The following is an 18,895-nucleotide window of genomic DNA, read 5'->3' on the forward strand; positions in this document are numbered from 1 at the left end:
ATGGCCATGAACTGGATCGTCACCTGGCTGCTGGTCGGCCTCATCGTATGGATGCTGCTCGCCGCAGGGACCCGGCCCGGCAAGATCTACGAATATCCGTTCCTGGCCGGGACCATGACCTTCTCCTTTATCCTGCCGCAGCTTCCGGGCCTGGCCAACGATCCGTTCCTGCCGCCGGGGTCCTATCAGCACGCCATCATCTTCACGATCCTATGCATGGCGATGATCCCGCTGGGCTGGATGCCCAACCGGCCGGTGATGCGGGCCTACCAGTGGCGGTTCGACGAGAAGCGGCTCCTGATCGTCGCGGCGGTGCTGTCGGCGATTGGAGCCTACTTCTATCGCAAGCTCGCCGAGATTCCGATCGACCAAGCCGTGTACACGATGTTCACCGGCGGGAACGTGGTGCTGTTCTTCTTCTCCAAGCTTCTGCGCTATGGCCTTTGCGTTGCGCTGCTGTGCTTTTTCGTGCGGCCGTCCTGGCCCGCCTTGTTCATCCTCATGGTCGACATGGCGTTCTATCTCGAGCGCATCGTGATGACCGGGAAGCGCAGCGAGACGACCCAGCTGGTCCTGATGGTCGCCATGGCCCTCTGGTTCCAGCGGCGTTGGGCCATCCCGCATCTCCTTTTCCTGAGCTGGATCATCGTGGGCACGGTGGCGGCAAGCGCGACGCATGAATATCGCGAGATGAACCGCCTCAGCAACGATCACCCGACGCTGTCGCGGCTGTCTGAGATCTCACCCCTCGAGAAGTTCGAGCAGATGCTGTCCAAGGGCGGCCCGGAGATGCGCAATGCCATCCTGAGGATCAACTCCATGGAACGGAACATGGCGTTCGATTTCGGTTCGATCCATTGGGATACCCTCGTCTGGAATTATGTCCCGCAGCAGCTGGTCGGACCGGCGCTGAAGGAATCGCTGTATGTCGGAATGGAAGAGGACCAGATCGACCGCAGCTATGACCGGCCGACCGGCACGTCCGAGACCGGAATGACCGACGCCTTCGCGTCATTCTGGTGGTTCGGCGCCTTCAAATTCTTCGTCATCGCCTATGTGATGAGCCGGCTCTACGGCGCGGCGATGGCCGGCCATACCGCGCCGCAGATGTTTTACATGCTGCTGGCGGTGCCGGCGATGAACTCGATCTCGCACTACACCCAATGGGTCCTCTCCGAGGGAGTTCACATGGCGGCGTTCCTCATACCGTTCCTGCTCTATGCGCGGGTCCGGACGTCGGCCGCGCGGCCATCGATCGTTGCCGCACCGGAGAAAGCGTCATGAAGAGTCTCGACGCGTCGCGTCTCGAGCCGTTGCTCGGCGGGCCGACCTTCGCCCTGGGCGATCGGCTGCGCCGCTTCGCCTGGTCGGTCTGCTGGGGCCTGCTCGCCGCCTGGACGCCGCGGCCGTTCCACCGGTGGCGGCGCCTGGTGCTGGTGGCCTTCGGCGCGCGGATCGATCCGACGGCGCGGGTCTACGGCCAGACGGCGATCTGGTGGCCACCCCACCTGACGGTGGGACGACATGCCGTCATTGCCCCGCGCGCGACCTGCTACAACGTCGCCCCGATCACGATCGGCGACTTCGCCATGGTGTCGCAGGGCGCTCATCTGTGCACCGGCACGCATGACGTCGACGACGCTCGGTTTCCGCTGCGTGCGCGGCCGATCATCGTCAACCCCCAGGCCTGGGTGGCGGCCGAGGCCTTCGTCGGCCCTGGCGTGACTGTCGGGGAGGGCGCGGTTCTCGGTGCCCGGGGCGTGGCCTTCCGGGATCTCGATGCCTGGACGATCCACGCCGGCAATCCCGCCCGCCTGATCCGGGCCCGGACGCGGTTTCCACCCCCGCAGGAATGCTCGGGCGGCGGCCTGGCCCGGTCGCGCCCCGGATCCTGATTCAGCTGGCGGCGAGGGCACGATGTCGGATCTCTGGCGGACATTGGCGGCAGATCTCAAGGCCAACACCGGCCGGTCCGGGCGGCTGCGCGGCGTGATGGCGTATTTCTACCACCCCGGCTTCTTCGCAATCGCGAACCACCGATTCTGCCACCGCCTGATGAAGCTGGGGCGGGTGGGCGCCGCGGCCGGAGCGATCCTCAACCGGCTGAGCATCCTGCTGACCCAGTGCTATATCGAGCCCAGCGCTACGATCGGGCCGGGGCTCGGCATGCCGCATGCCGTCGGTGTCGTGATCGGCCAGGGCGTCCGGATCGGGAGCCGCGTGGTCATCTATCAGAATGTCACCCTCGGGGCCGGCAAGCCGAACGGCGATGCCTATCCAACCGTCGAGGACGAAGCCGTGATCTGCGCGAACGCGGTCATCATCGGCGACATCACCGTCGGTCGCAATGCATTGATCGGGGCCCTGTCGCTGGTGCGGTCCGACATCCCCGCCGGATGCGTCGCCGGAGGGGTTCCCGCGCGTGTGCTGCGGTCCGGCCCGACCCTGGCCCGAGGGGGCAGGGGCCTTCAGGCCTCCAGGAAATAGGGATCGAACACGCCTGTCGCGATGTCGGCTCCTCGACCTCCCGGTGTGCTTGGCCGCCCCAGAACAAGTCCGTTAGAGCGGAGGGTGTCTCGAATGCGATACTTCGTCACCGGCACGGCTGGCTTCATCGGCTTCCACCTCGCTCGCCTGCTGCTCGCCCAGGGCGCTTCCGTCGTCGGCTATGACGGGCTGACCCCCTATTACGACGTGAGCCTGAAGGAGCGCCGCCATGCCCTCCTGACCGAGAACCCACGGTTCCGGCCGGTGATCGGCCTGCTCGAGGATGCCGGCCGGCTTCGGCAGGCGGCCCGCGACGCGGCGCCGGATATCGTCATCCACCTGGCAGCACAGGCCGGTGTCCGCTACAGCCTGGAGAATCCGCGCGCCTATGTCGATTCCAACCTCATCGGCTCCTTCAACCTGCTGGAGGTCGTCCGCGAGCTCGATGTCCGGCACCTGATCGTGGCCTCGACCAGCTCGGTCTACGGCGCGAACGCGAAGATCCCGTTCACCGAGACCGACGGCACGGATGAGCCGATGACCCTCTACGCCGCTTCCAAGAAGGCGGTGGAGGCCATGGCGCATGCTTACTCGCACCTCCACGACATCCCGACCACGGTCGTCCGCTTCTTCACGGTCTATGGCCCCTGGGGGCGCCCGGACATGGCGCTGTTCAAGTTCGTGTCGGCAGCGCTGAAGGGCGAGGCGATCGACGTCTATGGCGAGGGCCGCATGGAGCGAGATTTCACCTATGTGGACGATCTCGTCGAAGCCATGGCGCGTCTCGCCGACGTCGTGCCGGTCAAGGGACGGCCCGTCGTTTTCGACGGGGGCCGGGACAGCCTGTCGCCGATCGCGCCGTTCCGGATTGTCAACATCGGTGGTGGGGCTCCCGTCGGGCTGCTGCCCTTCATCGACACGATCGGGCGGCATCTTGGGGTGCAGCTGATCCGGCGCATGCTGCCGATGCAGCCCGGGGACGTGCCCCGGACCTTCGCCTCGCCCGACCTGCTCGCGGCACTGACCGGCTATGTCCCGCAGACCCGGGTGGATACCGGAGTGCGCGCTTTCATCGACTGGTTTCGGGAGTATCAGAGCGGCTCCGAACCGGCGGCGCGGAGCGCGAATGCCCGCCTTCGCCGGCCGGCGGCGAGGTCGCTTCGCAAGCCCAAGGCACCGGTCTCCAGGCCGGTTGCGGCCGTGGTCGATATCGACGCGGCCTGAGGGCAAGTCCTGCCTGCCACGGCGGGCGGAGACCCGGCGTGCGCCGGCGGCGCACGCCTCGTCACTCGCGCTGGCCCGGACAGGTCAGACGGCATCGACGATGTCGGGTTGCGCCTGAAAGCCGAGCAGCCAGCGATAAACCGCCTCGAATTGTGAAGAGACCACCGGCCAGGAGAACCGGTTTGCGACCAGGGCGCGCCCGCGCCCGCCCATCGCCCTGCGTTCGGCATCGGTCATGCCCATCAGCCGCCGGATCCCGTTCGCAATCGCCGATTCGTTCGGATCTATGGAGAGCGCAGCCCCATGCTCGAAGCCCTCCGGCAGGTTGCATTGCGGGGTCAGGAGCGACGGCAGGCCGTGGGCCCAGGCCTCCAGCGCGGCGTTGGGCATGCCTTCGCTGAACGACGGCAGGATGAAGGCATCGGCCGAGGCGAGGGCCGCCGCCTTGTCCGGGCCGTACTGCGGACCGACGAAGTGCACGGTTTCGCCGACTCCCAGGCTCACGGCCAGCGCCTCGATCTCCGCGCAATAGGCTTCGGGACCGCCTCCGACAAAGACGAGATGCCAGGGTGACGATGCCGGAGCCGTCGGCCGGAGACCGGCCCACGCCCGGATCAGCGGCCCTGGCCCCTTCTTCGGCGTGAGCCGGCCGAGATACAGCAGGATGCGCGCATCTGCGGGCAGGCGCTTCCTCCATTCCGGTTGCGGGGGCACGCCGTCGGGCAGGATGGCGCCATTCGGGATGCGGCAGATCGGCGCCGTCAATCCCAGCGCCCGGATCGACTGGGCTTCCGAGTCGCAAAGCGCGTGCAGGCAGGATGCGCCCCGCAGATGGGCATCCTCATAGAGGCGCATGGCGATCCGCTTCTTCCAGCCACGGTTCGCCAGGGCCCAGGGATCGAGCATGCCGTGCGGGCTGAGCAGGTAGGGCTTGCGGGTATGCGCGGCCCACTGCACCGCTACGATCGACGTGTACATCCATAGCCCGTGAACATGCAGCAGATCCGCGTCGCTCTCGCGCAGCGCGGCTTGCAGGCTTCGGGAATAGCCGAAGCTCTTAGGGCCCCGGACGGGTGCTAGATGGATGGGGACATCCCCCCAACCCTGTCGATCGACTTCGGCGTCGCGCTCGAGCGCGAAGACCTCGAGCGAAATCGCCGGCGATCGCTGCGTCGCGTCACACAGCAACCGGAGAGCCGTGGGAGGCCCACCGTCGGACAGCGAGACCGTGGGCATCAGATGGGCAACCTTGATTCGGCCGGGAGCCTGGCTGGGCTGAGCGGCGGCGGGCCGATCGGGCTGCAGCCGGATGCGTCGATGGAGCATGGCGAACCTTCTAGAGAGTGCGGGCGGCCGGTATGGCGCGGGCCTGGTCAAGCGCGTCGCAGAGGCGCCGCCCATAGGCCGGCAGGTCGAAGTCCTGGGCGCGGAATCTGGCGTTGTGCGACATCTCGAAAAGCCGGGCGCGGTCCTGATCCAGCAGCTGGAGGGCGCGGACGATGGCGTCCGCATCGCGGATGGGCACGACGAACCCGTCCGTGCCATCCCGGACGACGCTTCCGGAATTGGGAGTGGTGACAACGGGGAGACCGGCGGCCAGGGCTTCATAGGTGACCGTGGCCGATCCCTCGCACAGCGACGGCAGCAAGAAGACGTCGGCCCAGGCATATTGGGCAATGATCTCCAGCCGGGGGATGGGGCCCGTGAGCTCGACGATCCCCTCCAGGCCGGCGCGTGCCGCCGGCGGGATCGCGCCGGACCCGACCATGCGGAAGACCGCCTGTCCCCGCATCTGCCTGGCTGCCTCGAGGATGTAGGGCGAGCCCTTGCGCAGCCCTACCGCGCCGATGGTCAGGACCCGCAGCGGCCCACGTTGCCGATTGCGCACCGGGATCTGGAACCGGGTATCGACGCCATAGGGAACGACGATACAGCGTTCGACCGGACCGCCGCTCTCCGCCACCGTCTGCCGGACGAAGTCGGAGGGGCAGACGATCATGTCCGCCTCAGCCCATTCGGCTTTTTCGCGATCGCCAAACGCCAAGGCTTCCGCGAACGGCGTCTGTGCGGCGTGCGTCTCCCAGGTCGGGAATCTCTCCTGTTCCTCCCGTGCCAGGCGGTCGACGGTCTCCCGTGCGGCGATGTTCTGCTCGACCGCCGTCCACAGGCCGTGGGATCGCGCCGCCTGGAGCTGCTCCAGGCACTCGCGGACGAAGCCGTAGAAGCCGCTGGCCTGGCCGAAGCCATGGCTGACGACGAGCTCGGACAGGCGCCGGCCCGCATCGAGCGCCGCTCGCATCTCGTCGGAAGGCCCGCTCGCGCGCATGCGGCGCAGCGCGTAGGAGAGGCCGAGGCCGTTGAAGCATGTCATCCGCTGCGACGGAATGCCGGATGGCTTCCGCCCGGCGAGCCGCCGGATCCCGGCCGGCAGGAATCGCGGCGGGACGTGACCGACGACGCTCGGCCACCCCACGGTCGCGCAGATGTCGGTGTAGAAGTGCTCCAGCATGCCGTGCGCGTTCAGGATGCGCGGCACGGCATAGTCCATGCGGGCGCCGAGCTGGCTGACGACCACGCGCGCGTTCATGGCCGGCTCCTTTCGTCGGCGGGAATCGCGCTCTCGGTCGTCTGGGATGCTACGGCGTTGGTGGCCGACGGCAGAAAGCGCGACAGAAGCTTGGTCCATTCGCAGCACCCCCGGCGTTCGGTGTAGTCGGTCTCGAAAAGCCGCCGGGCATTCACCGCCAGCTCGGTCAGCCGCTCGGGCGATTCCCGCAGCTCGAGGATATGGCGGGCCAGCGTTTCGCTGTCGCCGATGGCAACGGCATGTCCACAGCGGTGTCGCTGCAGGATGCCCCCGATCTCGCCATCCGGATCGCCGACAAAAAGGGTCGGCCGGCCGGCGGCCAGGATGCCGTAGAACTTGCTGGGGATGACGAAGGGCTCGAGCGGAGGCAAAAGCGATACCAGATGGATATCCGCCAGGCCGAGGCTCTCAGCCAGCAGCTCGCGCGGCTGCAGCGGCTTGAGAATGACGTTGTCCAGCCCTCGCGCCCGGATCTCCGCTTCGATGGCCGCCCGCTTGTGCCCACCGCCGATGAACAGGAAGCGGATGTCGTCCCGATGCTTCAGCTGCGCGGCGGCGCCGAGGATGGTGTTGAACTCGTGCGCACGCCCGAAATTGCCCGAGTAGCCGACGATGAAGGCGTTCCCCAGTCGCCAGTCCTGGCGAAGCGGATTCGCCTCGCGCGGAATTGGCCGGATCGCCGCGCCGTCGGACCAGTGATGCACGACGGCGAGACGCTCGGCGGGAATCCGGCGGCGCTCGAGAAAACGGGCCATTTGAGCGATCGGGGCGACATTGCAGGCTGCTCTGCGGAGCGACCAGTCGCGCAAGGCCAGCGCCATCCGCTCGGCCCGGCCCCTCCTGACGACGGACAGTTCCAGCGCGACCTCGGGAAAAAGGTCGTGCAGCCAATTCACCATCCGGGCCCGCTTCAGCCTGAGGAGGAGGGCAAGGGTGACGGAGAGGAGCGGGGGATCGGTGCACACCACGCAGACATCCCCCGCCTGTGCGTGCCAAAGCACCCACAGCGCGGCGCTCAGATGGAAGGTGAAATAGTCGAGTGCGCGGCCCCAGAGCCGGTCGCGGCCGAAGCCGGACGTCGCCAGGCGATGGATGGTGATGCCGTTCGTCACCTCGCGGGGCGGCAAATGCCTGTCGCGATCATTGTGAAACGTCCTGCTGGTCAGGCCGTGTACAGCAAAGCCTTTGCGGGCGAGCGCGAACGCCAGGCTGGATGTCATCCGGCTGGTCGCCGACTCGTCTGGATACAAATAGCGGTTCGCCAGAATGATTTTCATCTGTCCGTCGCTCACGGATCGTTGAATGAGGCGTCAGGCCGTCGAGCAATGAGTGTTGTCGCCGGTGGTGGTCAGCGACGATGTCGTGCCGGGAAACGCCACGGCGCAGCGTGTTTCCCGCTCTGTGATGATCGATCGAACCGAATCTGGAGGTTGGCCCGGACACCATTGTAGGAGGCCTCCCTGACCCAACAAGCAGGGCAAAGGCGGTACTGGTACCGCTCTAAACGGGACGATTCCCTCCACTGGTCGTAGGCGCCGGCAGGCCGGTAAGGAGTTTGCCGCCAGTGGGACTATCCGGATGGAGGTGCCGCCCCCATTGGCTGATCGCTTTTACCGATCGGCTCTATCTCTCTTTGCCAGCCTCTTGCTTCGGGTCGAGATCTGTATCCTGAGCTCAACCTCAGAGCCTGCGCCGCCGCAATTGTCGATGAGGATTGCAAAATTCAGGACTCTGAAGCGCATAACATAATAATGAGGCAGTACAGATTGAAGCTTCCCCCGGCAAGGTGGGAACGAGAGGCGCGGAGCCAATCCTTCCGATGCATCAAGAGTCTTTACCCGCGCCTCACGACCAGGTTGGGATGATATATCCTCATGGATCGGCACGACCGGTCGTTCGATTGCAGCGACAGCCCCGAGGGGGCATGATCCCGTTCCTGGATCCGGCAGCACAGCACCGCAGCATCGGAGCTGAGGTCGAGCGCGCGATCCTCGACGTCGTCCGAAGCGGCGACTGCAGCACGAATCCTGCCATCGCCGAGTTCGAGGATGCCTTCGCCGCCCGTTGCGGGGCTCGCGAGGCCATTGCCGTCAACGCCGGCGTCTCGGCATTGCACGTCGCCCTGCTCGCGGCCGGCATCGGGCCGGGCGACGAGGTGATAACGGTTTCCGCCGCCTATGTCGCGACCACCGCGGCCATCCTCTATGCCGGAGCAAGGCCTGTCTTCGTCGACATCGATCCGCAGACCTGGACGATGGACCCGTCGGCAATCGAGCCGGCGCTGACCCCGGCCACCAAGGCGATCGTCCCGGTCCACCTGCACGGCCGCCTCGCGGACATGGACAGGATCCTGCCGATCGCACGGCGTCACCGGCTCTGGGTGATCGAGGATGCCGCGCAGGCGCATGGGGCGGAACGCGGCAGCGTCGCCGCGGGAACCTTCGGCGACATGGGCTGCTTCAGCTTCTATCCCGGCAAAATTCTATCGGGGGCCGGCGATGGCGGCGCGGTCGTCACGGACCGGCCTGATCTTGCCGATACGATCCGGTGCCTGCGGGACATGGGCCAGGGCAGCAAGAACAATCACATTCGCCAGGGCTTCAACTATCGCATGGATGCGCTTCAGGCCGCCGTTCTTGCCGCCAAGCTCCGCTATCTGGATGAATGGATCCACGCGCGACGACGGATCGCATCATTCTATGACCAGGCGTTCGAGGGGGCGGCCATCCAGAGACCGGCATGGCCCGACGGCGGCGACCACGCCTACCAGATCTACGCCATTCGGATCGCTGAACGGAACCTCGTACGCTCGCGGCTGGAGCAGGCCGGCATTGCCACTGCCATCCACTACCCGCTCCCGGTCCACCTGCAGCCCGCCTACGCGGCTGTCGGTTATGGGCCTGGCCGATTGCCCGTCTCCGAAGCGCTATCGGCACAGACCCTCTCATTGCCGATCTACCCCGAACTGTCCGCTGCCGCGGTGGAGCGGATCGCACGGGCGGTGAATGAGCTCTGCCGACCATGAGGCGCTTCGGCCCATCAGCCGTTGCACCTTCCTTCGAAGGTGGGCCGCATCCCAGGCTCTGTCGAGCGATCCACGGCACACCCCTGAAGTGAGAATGAGGCCATGCCCTGCATAGATGGAGGCCCTCACCCTTTTGTATAGGATGCTGATTTCCGTCAATCAGCATAAATTGCAATGCAAATTCCAAATAAATCATATTTGGATTGCGATGATCTGCGGAGTTGAAAATGCCAGAGAAGATCGCCTTGATTGTTGGTGTTACCGGTCAGGATGGGGCATATCTAGCGGAGCTTCTTCTGTCAAAAAATTATATTGTCCATGGAATTAAGCGGCGATCTTCCTCCTTTAATACTCAGAGAATCGATCATCTTTATCAGGACCCGCACAGCGATGCCGTGCGTTTCCATGTCCACTACGGCGATCTCACCGATTCGACCAATCTCTGCCGCATCATCCAGGATGTGATGCCGGATGAAATCTACAATCTCGGTGCGCAGAGCCATGTCCAGGTCAGCTTCGAGACCCCGGAATACACCTCGAACGCCGATGCCCTCGGCACGATGCGGCTGCTCGAGGCGCTGCGGATCCTCAAGCTCGGCGACCGATGCCGCTTCTATCAGGCCTCGACCTCGGAGTTGTTCGGACGGGTCCAGGCGGTCCCACAGGACGAGCTGACTCCGTTCTATCCCCGCAGCCCCTACGCGATCGCCAAGCTCTATGCCTATTGGATGACCGTGAACTACCGCGAGGCTTATGGTTTCCATGCCTCGAACGGGATCCTGTTCAACCACGAGAGCCCGATCCGGGGGGAGACCTTCGTCACGCGGAAGATCACGCGGGCGGTCGCCGCGATCGAGCGCGATCTCCAGAAATGCCTGTATCTCGGCAATCTGGACGCGCGGCGCGATTGGGGGCACGCGCGGGACTTCGTCGAAGGGATATGGCGCATCGTCCAACAGGACACGCCCGAGGACTATGTACTCGCCACAGGCGAGACCCACACCGTGCGCGAATTCGTCGAACTCGCCTTCCGGGTGGCGGGCCGCGACATCGAATGGACCGGGACGGGCATCGACGAAAAAGGCCTCGACGCCAGGACCGGCGTACCGCTGATCGAGATCGATCCGCGATACTTCCGCCCGACCGAGGTCGACCTCCTGCTCGGCAACCCGGCGAAGGCCCGGGAGAAGCTGGGCTGGAGCCACACCACCTCGTTCGGCGATCTGGTCGCGGAGATGGTGAATTCAGACATGATTGCCGTGATGCGCGAGGCCGGGCGAAATGACCGCTACCAATGACGATGTCGGCCGGCCGCCTCTCGACCTGCGCGGCAAGCGCGTCTGGGTCAGCGGTCACCGGGGTATGGTGGGTTCGGCCCTTGTCCGCCGTCTGGCGCGGGAGGACTGCACGCTGCTCTTCGTCGACCGGGCCGAGGTCGACCTGACCAGCCAGGCGGCCACGGAGGACTGGATGCGCCGGGAGCGGCCGGAGATTGTCTTCGCCGCCGCGGCGCGGGTCGGCGGGATCATCGCGAATGCGACCTACCCGGCCGAGTTCCTCTACGAGAATCTGATGATCGGCGCCAATGTCATCCACGCGGCCTATCGGACCGGTGTCGAAAAGCTGCTGTATCTTGGGTCGAGCTGCATCTATCCGCGCGACACGGCCCAGCCGATCCGGGAGGACCAGCTCCTCACCGGAGCGCTCGAGAAGACCAATGAACCCTATGCCATCGCCAAGATCGCCGGGGTGAAGATGGTGGAGTGCTACGCCCGGCAATATGGCTGCCGCTTCATCTCGGCGATGCCGACCAACCTGTATGGTCCCAACGACAATTTCGATCTGGAAACCTCGCATGTGCTGCCGGCGCTGATTCGTCGGATCCACGAGGCGAAGATCCGTGGCCTGGCGAGCGTCGAGATCTGGGGATCGGGGCGGCCCCGGCGCGAGTTCCTGCATGTCGACGATCTTGCCGATGCCTGCATCATCGCCATGCGGCAGTACGAGGCCTCGACGCCGATCAATATCGGAACAGGGGCGGACATCTCCGTGGCCGAGCTCGCCAAGGTCATTGCGGAGGTGGTCGGCTATCAGGGGACCTTCGCCTTCGACGAACGCCGGCCGGACGGCACTCCGCGGAAGCTGCTCGACATCGAGCGGATCGCGCAGCTGGGCTGGCGATCCGGAATCGATCTGGAAGGCGGGATTCGGGACACCTATCGCTGGTGGCTCGAACAAGCACCACCGCGAACGGATGATGATGATTGTGATGACGGGCACCAACAAAAGCCGGGTCCCTCGGGCCAGGCATCCAACGCCCTGGTCTTCGGTTAGCACGATCGGGTGATCCCGGTATGGCCAATCGCCCGTGGGTGGGTTCGGGAGGGTGAGACGCAACAGCCCGATTCAAATTCGGTCGCGGCGGGCGCGATTAAATCTAACTTAATTAAAATTAAATATGATAAATATGCAGTTTGTGCGTATGTGTCGTGGCGACGGAGTAATCGAGATGCCCGGAACGGCGGCCCTGTGGTCGCTTGCAAGAAGGCAAAAGAGAGCAGAGGTGTTGCTTTAAAATTATTATTTCGGAGTGGCGCCTTGGATGTCAATATTAATGCATATTATGCTATATTGTAAAATACTTGAGAAGGAGGATCGTTTTTTCTCCTGAATTGGGCAAGGGTAACGCAGATGCCTATAGTGGACGAGGCCTTTTTGTTAAAGATCGGTCGGTATATCACGCCGTCGCCATCGGAATCTCTTGCCGCGAGAAAAATCCTGACGAATACTCAGAGTTATCCAGCCCGAATGGAGATGATAGAAGAGACAGATCGGAGAAATCAGATTCTTATTATAAGTAAGGGGTGGGGTTACTCGTTCAAAGATCTTCCCAACGGGTTGAGGCAGATAGTGGATTTCGTTCTGCCTGGGGACTTCTGCGGTCTGGAGAGCGTTTTTGTGAGTGGACCTGGCCTTAATTTTGCCAGCATAACGCGGGTCGTAGCCGCGTCGATCTCATCACAATCGCTGCTGGCGGTGTCCAGGCAGTGCCCGCGACTTGGTGGGGCAATCCTCTGGAGCGCCAGCCTCGGAGGCTCCATTGTGGCGGAGCGTCTGATCACGCTGGGGCGTAGATCCGCCGCGGCCCGCGTGGCTCATCTGTTGCTCGAATTGTCCGTGCGGCTGGAATTCATCGGCCAGGGCGATTCATCGGGATTTTTCTGTCCGCTCACCCAGCACGACCTGGCCAATGCTCTCGGGTTGACGGCCATTCACGTCAATCGCGTGCTGAGGAGCCTGCGGCAACTCGGGCTCGTCGTATTCCGGAACTCGGAAGTCGAGTTTCTCGACCGGACCGGCCTCATCGAGTTGGCTCAGTTCGATGCCGCTTATCTCGGAAGCGGGCGCGCATCGTCGCGCAAGATCTTCAGCAACTGAGGCGGGGTGAATCGGCGCTAGGGCGTGCCGCCCAGTGCGTTTCCACAGGTGGGAGTTGGATGATGAGGCGTCGGGCGATCAATCCGGTGGAGACCATCCTGGTCACGGGAGGCGCCGGCTTCGTCGGAAGCCATGTCTCCTGGCTGCTCTGCGACCTTGGCTTCCGTGTCACGGTTGTCGACGACCTCTCCACCGGCCATCGGGCAGCCGTGCCGCCTTCTGCATCCTTCGTTCTTGCCGATCTGCGGGACGCCGGTTCGATCAACAGGGTGTTTGCGGAGCATCGATACGACGTGATCATGCATTTCGCCGCCAGGACGTTGGTCGGCGAGTCGAACGCTCGTCCCATCGACTACATACAATACAACATCGGTACACTTTCGAATGTCCTGCAGGCTGCCGTCGACCACGGCACGCGTGCCTTTATCCTGTCCTCGACTGCAAGTATATTTGACAGTCGGGATGGTTCGGATATCGATGAGAGCCTGCCGGTTTCGCCCGGCAACCCCTATGGCGAATCCAAGCATATGTGCGAGCGGATCCTGTTCTGGGCCGAGCGCAGCCACGGGATACGCACCGCCATCCTGAGATACTTCAATGCCGCCGGCGCCCAGTTCGGCGGGAACCTCGGCGAGGATCACCGTCCGGAGACGCATCTCATCCCGCTGGTCCTCCAGGTTGCGCTGCGGCGCCGGTCGCATATCGACATTTTCGGAGATGACTATCCGACGCCCGATGGAACCTGCATCCGGGACTATGTCCATGTCCTCGACCTCGCCGACGCCCATGTCAGGGCTCTGATTGCACTGCGGTCCTCGGGAGGGCTGACATACAATGTTGGATCGGGCACGGGATACAGCGTGTGCGAGGTCATCGAGATCGCAGAAAGGGTGACTGGCCGCGACATCCCGACGATGATCCGGCCGCGCCGCGCCGGGGATCCGGCCAGCCTTGTTGCCGATTCCGGAAAGCTGCAGCGCGAACTGGGCTGGAGGCCTCGGCACAGCGACCTGCCAACGATCATCCAATCGGCATGGTCGTGGCATGCCCGCCACCCGGACGGCTTCGATTCGCCCAGCTTGGCAGCGCCATCGGGCGCCGAAGGCAGCCTGATCGGTGGTCGCCAAGTGTATTAGATGGTGGGCTGGATTGCTGCAGAAGCTGCGGGGGCTACCACATTCCGGTCGGGTCCGACCCGTCGATCCTCTAACCAGGCCCGAGCGCGGCCGCCGGATGGGGAGCCGGGTGTCCTCCTTTCGCTTTCGCCATCGTGCAATCGGCAGATCCACAGCATCCGGACTCAGGTCGCTTGATATATGTTGAGAAATGCCTTTTGCGAGGGTTCCTCCAAAGGAGTACCGGTCGCCTAATTTAGGTTAATTCCCAAAGCAGCCGAAGCGTATACTATGCTTTATGGTAACCCTGATCCGGAGAGAACTCGGCTCCTGGATAGGGGAGATCCAAAATATACTAAGAAAGATTAAATGTAATTGGGGGATGTGCCAGTTTCGATTGGCAACCCCTGAGGAAGTGAGTGGGGGCGGCGGAGAGTTGCCAAGACAACGACAAGAAAAAATTTGCATAAAACTTGACGCAATATCGCTCTGAGGGCCGGAAATAGCCTTCCACCAGCGGGGAAATAATATGTCGTACAACCTGGAATTTTCTGCCAACGGAGCCACCAAGAACTACTTGGGGTCGGCGGAAACAAAACCGATGCTCTACGATCTGCACGAAGCGGCTGGGACCAAAGATCATGCTGCGAGCAGTCCGATGATCTCTGAAAGCTCCAGCAACATCCACTTGGCGGTGATCGACTATCGCAAGCTCGAACTGGAATGTCTGATACGAGGATTTCGATCCAGAAATCCAAATCTGGAGGCATCCGCCTTTTCCAGTATCGAAGATTGGATAAGCATGTCGGAGCTCCATGACCGGGTGTCAGCAATTCTGCTCAATATCGGGTGGCGAAATGCGGCAGACCCTGAGGTTGTGGAAGCGGTCAGGTCTTTGGCATCGGAATTCTCGGCCATTCCGACGATCGTCATCGGCGACGTGGAAGATATGGTGCACGTCATGAAGATTTTGGAATATGGTGCTCGTGGCTATATTCCGACCAGTGTGGGCCTCGACGTTGCCATAGAGGCGGTCCGCCTCGCGCGCGCCGGCGGCATTTTTGTTCCGGCCAGTAGCCTTGTCTCCTTTCAACAGCATCTGTCTGGCGAGAAGCCGACCCAGAGCAGCGGCATGAATGGCCTCTTCACCGCGCGTCAGGCGGCGGTGGCCGATGCACTGCGTCGGGGCAAAGCCAATAAAATCATCGCCTACGAGCTCAATCTCTGCGAGAGCACGGTAAAGGTGCACATTCGAAATATCATGAAGAAACTCAAGGCTAAGAACCGAACTGAGGTGGCCTACAAGATAAATGACATGATGCCGAGGGGAGGGGGTTCGGATAGATCTATGTAGTTTTTATTGAACTAGAATTATTTTAGGCTTTGGTGGGCGAGAATGATAGAGATCGCTGCGAATTCCAGTCATCACATGCGGGGGGCGCAGGAATATCTACGAATCCTGCGCCGGCGGAAATGGGCCATTTGGATCCCGGTGGCCGCCGCGATGATGATCTCCACCTTTCTCTACATGCAGGCGCAGCCACATTATGTTGCGGAGGTCGTCATCGCGCTCGACGTCCGGCGCGTCCAGGTTCTGCCGGCGGACGCCGTGGTCTCTCCTCTGCCGCAGGACAGCCCTGTTCTCCGCACCGAACTCGACGTCATCTCATCCCGAACGATGGCCGATCGCGTGATCGACATCCTCGAGCACACGGGATATCAGCCGGCCGATATCGCGCCGCCCCTGGTCGAGACTTCCCGGGATAAGATCGAACGTTGGATCGGAGACGGGTGGCGGACCCTCGTCGAGGAGCCCGCCCCAGACCCGGCGGAGCCGCAATCCGATGCGGCGGAGGGGCCGACGCGGCGCGATATGATCGATCGCCTGCTTGACAATGTCCAGGTGAGCAACGACGGCCGGTCCTATACGATCTTCATCTCCTACACATCCGGGGATCCCGAATTCTCGGCGGCTGTGGCCAATGCGTTCGGCGAGGCCTATCTCTCCTACCAGGCCTCGGTCCAGTCGGAGGCCACCCGGCAGGCGAGCGAATGGCTTGGCGCGAAGCTTGACGACCTGCGGCAGCGGCTCGAGACATCCGAGGCGGCAGCCGAACGCTTCCGTCGCGACGCCGGGCTCATCGAATCCGATGGCCAGACGCTCGAGACCCAGCGGATCAATGCCCTCAACATCGAGCTGGTCCAGGCGCGGTCCAGCCGGGCCGATGCCGAGGCCCGCCTCGAAACCGCGAAGGCGCTGTCGCAGAGCGAAGGCGGGTTGGACAATTTCGCCCAGGTCCTTGGTTCCGCGACGATCCAGGCGCTTCGGGCCGAGCAGGCGAAGGTCGAGCGCGGCCTGTCCGAGTTGCAGGACACGGGCGCCGTCAAGAGCAGCCAACTCCCCTCCCTCAAGTCTCAGCTGGAATCGCTCAAGCAGCAGATCGCCGGCGAGGTGCAGCGCGTCCTCAAGAGCCTCGACAACGAGCTGGACGTCGCCCGGCGCAAGGAAAACGCGCTGCAGGCCGCTTTCCAGGAGGCCGAGGCCGATCTCACCAAGACCAGCAATGCCCGGGTGCAGCTCAACCAGCTCGAGCGCGAAGCCACTGCCGATCGCACGATCTACGAGACCTATCTCAACCGCTACAAACAAACCATCGAGCAGGAGGGTTACGCCGTCCGGGAGGCCCGCATGGTCTCCAAGGCCGAGCCGCCATCCATGCCGGCGAGCCCGAAGCTCGTTCCCTATGCCGGGCTGGGCCTTCTCGCCGGGCTCGGCTTAGGCTTCGGTCTCGCATTGCTGCGTGAGAGCCTCGACGACCGGGTCCGGTCCCCGGACGATCTGGAGAAGATGATCGGCCTCCCGGTGATCGATCTCGTCCCCCGGATTCGCAGGGTGAAGCGCCCGGCAGCCGTGTCGGCATTCGTGGTGGACCAGCCCCGATCCGCCTTCAGCGAGGCCATCCGTGCCCTGCGATCGACGCTCCAGCTGGCCCCGGCGACCCGACGCGCACAGGTCCTGATGTTCACGTCGGTGCATCCCGGCGAGGGCAAGACCAGCCTGGCGGTCTCGCTGGCGCGTTCGGCGGCCAGGACCGGGCTCAAGGCCATCGTCGTCGACGCGGATCTCCGCAAGCCCGCCATCGCTGCCCAGTTCGGAACGCCCGCGGCCTTGCCGGTTCCCGACGTCAGCGGCGCCGCGCAGTCATTGGAGGACGCGATCCAGGTCGATCCGCGCTCCCAGGCGCATTTCATCGCCCCGGCATCGTTCGGCGACTCTCTCGACTGTGTCCTCGGCGGGGCCTATCTGCGGGAGGCTCTGCCGAAGCTCAGGAAGCGATACGATCTCATCATTCTCGACACTGCCCCGGCCTCGACCTCGACCGACGCGGCACAGCTTGGGGCATTGGCGGACGCTGTCATCCTGGTCGTGCGGTGGGGCCGGACGAACACCGAGGCCGTGGCCACCACCGTCCGGCAGCTCGCCTTCCGCGGGATCCCGGTGTCCGGCGTCATCCTCAACGGCGTCCCTCCCGGCCGCCAGTCTCGCTACGAAAGCGGTTTCCTCCCCCAATGGCCCCCCGAGATCGACCAGCCGCGTCCGCCGGACGTGCGTGGTCAGGGCATCGGCCTTGTGAAAGAAGCCTAGAAGGGGCGGCTCATGAACACCGAAATCCAGATGACGATGACAGGCCCGGGATGTTCGCGACCGGCTTCGGGCCGCGGGACCGGGGCGCGCGTCCTGTCTGGCCTGTTCGCAGCTCTGCTCTGGCTGGGCATTGCGACCCCTGCCACGGCAGGCGACGGAGCTTACCATGTCGGCCCCGGGGATATCCTGATGGTCAGCGTCTATGGGCAGGAGACGCTCACCGGCCGGTTCCGCGTCGGCCCCGGCGGAGCCATCGGCTATCCACTTATCGGTGATGTCGATGTCCGCGGGCTTACCACCAGCGAGATCGCCAAGCGGATCGGCGACGAGCTGGAGGAGCATGTCCCGTCGGGCAAGGCCGTCAGCGTGTCGATCGAGGAATACGCGCCGGTCTTCGTCCTGGGGGAGGTCGAGAAGCCCGGCCCTTATCCGTATCGGCCGGGCATGATCGCGCTGGAACTCCTCGCCGTCGGCGGCGGATTCAAGCAGCCGACATTGACCCTGGACAACAGCCGGCTCCAGCTCATCTCCACCGAGCAGGACTACACCGATTCCCAACTGCTTCGTTTCTCCCTCCAGGTTCGTCGTGCCCGGCTTCAGGCGGAGATGGAGGGGGCTGACGATTTCTCCTTCGTCCCGCCCACGCATGACGGCATTCAGGATGTCGATGCGCTGAACCGGATCGTGCAGAGCGAGAAGAACCTGTTCAAGGTGCGCAAGGACTCATTCGAGAGCCAGGACCTGGCGCTGCAGGCACAGCGCCCCAGCTACGAGCAGGAGATCACGACGCTGGAGCAGGCCGTCAAGCTTCACAACGACGAGCTGGCCTTGCTGGCCGAGGACGTGAAGGCGATGCAGACCCTGGCCGACCAGAAGCTGACCCAGCTGACGCGGTTGCGCGAGACGCAGCGCAGCTATTCGGTGGCCCAGCGCGATATGCTGGAGCAGCAGTCCTATCTCGCGCGCGCGCACCAGAACCTGCTGGACCTCGAGCAGCGGCGCGTCGAGCTGCGGAACAAGCGGAACGACGAGGATGCTGCCGATATCCGTGAGGCGGATCTCGAGATCGCTCGCGCCGACCAGAAGCTGGGCTCGCTTCTCGACACCCTCTCGGAGCTCAAGAAGGCGATGACGACCGCCACCGACGCGGTCGCGACCTTGACGACGACCTACACCATCACCCGTCTCGTCGATGGCGGATACCAGGAGATCACCGCCAATGAGCGGACGGAAATCCAGCCAGGGGACATCCTGCGCGCCAGCCAGAAGATCGATCGGCTCGGCCCGCAACTGACCCTCAACTGACCGGCCGCCGCACGACGCCGGCCCTGGCTGCCGCCGGCGTGTCTCCTTCGAAAGAGCCTCACTCCACC

Annotated in this window: 15 protein-coding genes and 1 pseudogene; 13 read left to right on the forward strand and 3 right to left on the reverse strand. The window is 63.9% G+C overall.

The features are described from left to right. The 4 genes from FFK22_RS29095 (at position 1) to FFK22_RS29110 (ending at position 3,711) form a co-directional block, all read left to right on the forward strand. Positions 1-1,284, forward strand: coding sequence for a hypothetical protein (locus tag FFK22_RS29095; protein WP_138891294.1), 1,284 nt, complete (start codon positions 1-3; stop codon positions 1,282-1,284). After that, positions 1,281-1,895, forward strand: coding sequence for a putative colanic acid biosynthesis acetyltransferase (locus FFK22_RS29100; RefSeq protein WP_138891295.1), 615 nt, complete (start codon positions 1,281-1,283; stop codon positions 1,893-1,895). Before FFK22_RS29095 ends, FFK22_RS29100 begins: the two co-directional genes overlap by 4 nt. A gap of 43 nt (positions 1,896-1,938) precedes the next feature. After that, positions 1,939-2,487 (forward strand): serine O-acetyltransferase, encoded by a 549-nt coding sequence (locus tag FFK22_RS29105; RefSeq protein WP_186002717.1) that lies wholly within the window; start codon positions 1,939-1,941, stop codon positions 2,485-2,487. Between the two features lie 93 nt (positions 2,488-2,580). Next, positions 2,581-3,711, forward strand: a complete 1,131-nt coding sequence (locus FFK22_RS29110) for an NAD-dependent epimerase/dehydratase family protein (protein ID WP_138891297.1) — start codon at positions 2,581-2,583, stop codon at positions 3,709-3,711. A gap of 84 nt (positions 3,712-3,795) precedes the next feature. On the opposite strand, the gene FFK22_RS29115 is transcribed toward FFK22_RS29110, so the two are convergent. From FFK22_RS29115 to FFK22_RS29125, 3 genes are read right to left on the reverse strand one after another with little or no spacing between them, the layout of a single operon-like run. After that, positions 3,796-5,037 carry a glycosyltransferase gene (locus FFK22_RS29115; protein WP_186002718.1) on the reverse strand — a complete coding sequence of 414 codons (1,242 nt, stop codon included), beginning with the start codon at positions 5,035-5,037 and terminating at the stop codon, positions 3,796-3,798. Positions 5,038-5,047: 10 nt separating this feature from the next. Continuing rightward, positions 5,048-6,298: a glycosyltransferase family 4 protein gene (locus tag FFK22_RS29120; RefSeq protein ID WP_138891299.1), complete on the reverse strand. Its 1,251-nt coding sequence runs from the start codon at positions 6,296-6,298 to the stop codon at positions 5,048-5,050. After that, positions 6,295-7,575, reverse strand: coding sequence for a glycosyltransferase family 4 protein (locus FFK22_RS29125; protein ID WP_138891300.1), 1,281 nt, complete (start codon positions 7,573-7,575; stop codon positions 6,295-6,297). Before FFK22_RS29125 ends, FFK22_RS29120 begins: the two co-directional genes overlap by 4 nt. 647 nt (positions 7,576-8,222) lie before the next feature. Between FFK22_RS29125 and FFK22_RS29130 the strand changes: the two genes are divergently transcribed. The 9 genes and pseudogenes from FFK22_RS29130 (at position 8,223) to FFK22_RS29165 (ending at position 18,827) form a co-directional block, all read left to right on the forward strand. Further along, the gene (locus tag FFK22_RS29130; protein WP_138891301.1) at positions 8,223-9,323 is read left to right on the forward strand and encodes a DegT/DnrJ/EryC1/StrS aminotransferase family protein; all 1,101 of its coding nucleotides are present in this window, start codon (positions 8,223-8,225) and stop codon (positions 9,321-9,323) included. A gap of 227 nt (positions 9,324-9,550) precedes the next feature. After that, complete coding sequence (gmd, locus tag FFK22_RS29135; protein ID WP_138891302.1) at positions 9,551-10,621, forward strand: GDP-mannose 4,6-dehydratase; 1,071 nt, start codon at positions 9,551-9,553, stop codon at positions 10,619-10,621. Then, positions 10,605-11,657 (forward strand): GDP-L-fucose synthase, encoded by a 1,053-nt coding sequence (locus tag FFK22_RS29140; RefSeq protein WP_306770188.1) that lies wholly within the window; start codon positions 10,605-10,607, stop codon positions 11,655-11,657. Before gmd ends, FFK22_RS29140 begins: the two co-directional genes overlap by 17 nt. A gap of 357 nt (positions 11,658-12,014) precedes the next feature. Then, positions 12,015-12,353: pseudogene (locus tag FFK22_RS44870) on the forward strand (cyclic nucleotide-binding domain-containing protein); the annotation flags it as partial. A gap of 72 nt (positions 12,354-12,425) precedes the next feature. Beyond that, entirely contained in the window at positions 12,426-12,761 is a 336-nt protein-coding gene (locus tag FFK22_RS44005) for a Crp/Fnr family transcriptional regulator (protein WP_221938942.1), read from the forward strand. 86 nt (positions 12,762-12,847) lie between these two features. Next, complete coding sequence (gene galE / locus FFK22_RS29150; protein ID WP_306770189.1) at positions 12,848-13,897, forward strand: UDP-glucose 4-epimerase GalE; 1,050 nt, start codon at positions 12,848-12,850, stop codon at positions 13,895-13,897. 508 nt (positions 13,898-14,405) lie between these two features. Continuing rightward, a complete protein-coding gene (locus FFK22_RS29155) occupies positions 14,406-15,230 on the forward strand; it encodes a response regulator transcription factor (RefSeq protein ID WP_221938944.1) in 825 nt (274 codons plus the stop codon). Positions 15,231-15,272: 42 nt separating this feature from the next. Further along, entirely contained in the window at positions 15,273-17,522 is a 2,250-nt protein-coding gene (locus FFK22_RS29160) for a polysaccharide biosynthesis tyrosine autokinase (protein ID WP_138891304.1), read from the forward strand. A 12-nt stretch (positions 17,523-17,534) separates the two neighbouring features. Beyond that, a complete protein-coding gene (locus FFK22_RS29165) occupies positions 17,535-18,827 on the forward strand; it encodes a polysaccharide biosynthesis/export family protein (RefSeq protein ID WP_138891305.1) in 1,293 nt (430 codons plus the stop codon). The last annotated feature ends 68 nt before the right edge of the window (positions 18,828-18,895 follow it).

It is taken from the genome of Mycobacterium sp. KBS0706, from assembly GCF_005938675.2.
In the GTDB taxonomy this organism is placed as follows: domain Bacteria; phylum Pseudomonadota; class Alphaproteobacteria; order DSM-16000; family Inquilinaceae; genus Inquilinus.

Excerpts from the sequence above, each read along its gene's own strand:
- FFK22_RS29095 (WP_138891294.1), top strand. The coding sequence starts at position 1 with ATGGCCATGAACTGGATCGTCACCTGGCTGCTGGTCGGCCTCATCGTA.
- FFK22_RS29100 (WP_138891295.1), top strand. The coding sequence starts at position 1,281 with ATGAAGAGTCTCGACGCGTCGCGTCTCGAGCCGTTGCTCGGCGGGCCG.
- FFK22_RS29110 (WP_138891297.1), top strand. The coding sequence starts at position 2,581 with ATGCGATACTTCGTCACCGGCACGGCTGGCTTCATCGGCTTCCACCTC.
- FFK22_RS29115 (WP_186002718.1), bottom strand. The coding sequence starts at position 5,037 with ATGCTCCATCGACGCATCCGGCTGCAGCCCGATCGGCCCGCCGCCGCT.
- FFK22_RS29120 (WP_138891299.1), bottom strand. The coding sequence starts at position 6,298 with ATGAACGCGCGCGTGGTCGTCAGCCAGCTCGGCGCCCGCATGGACTAT.
- FFK22_RS29125 (WP_138891300.1), bottom strand. The coding sequence starts at position 7,575 with ATGAAAATCATTCTGGCGAACCGCTATTTGTATCCAGACGAGTCGGCG.
- FFK22_RS29130 (WP_138891301.1), top strand. The coding sequence starts at position 8,223 with ATGATCCCGTTCCTGGATCCGGCAGCACAGCACCGCAGCATCGGAGCT.
- gmd (WP_138891302.1), top strand. The coding sequence starts at position 9,551 with ATGCCAGAGAAGATCGCCTTGATTGTTGGTGTTACCGGTCAGGATGGG.
- FFK22_RS29140 (WP_306770188.1), top strand. The coding sequence starts at position 10,605 with ATGACCGCTACCAATGACGATGTCGGCCGGCCGCCTCTCGACCTGCGC.
- FFK22_RS29155 (WP_221938944.1), top strand. The coding sequence starts at position 14,406 with ATGTCGTACAACCTGGAATTTTCTGCCAACGGAGCCACCAAGAACTAC.
- FFK22_RS29160 (WP_138891304.1), top strand. The coding sequence starts at position 15,273 with ATGATAGAGATCGCTGCGAATTCCAGTCATCACATGCGGGGGGCGCAG.
- FFK22_RS29165 (WP_138891305.1), top strand. The coding sequence starts at position 17,535 with ATGAACACCGAAATCCAGATGACGATGACAGGCCCGGGATGTTCGCGA.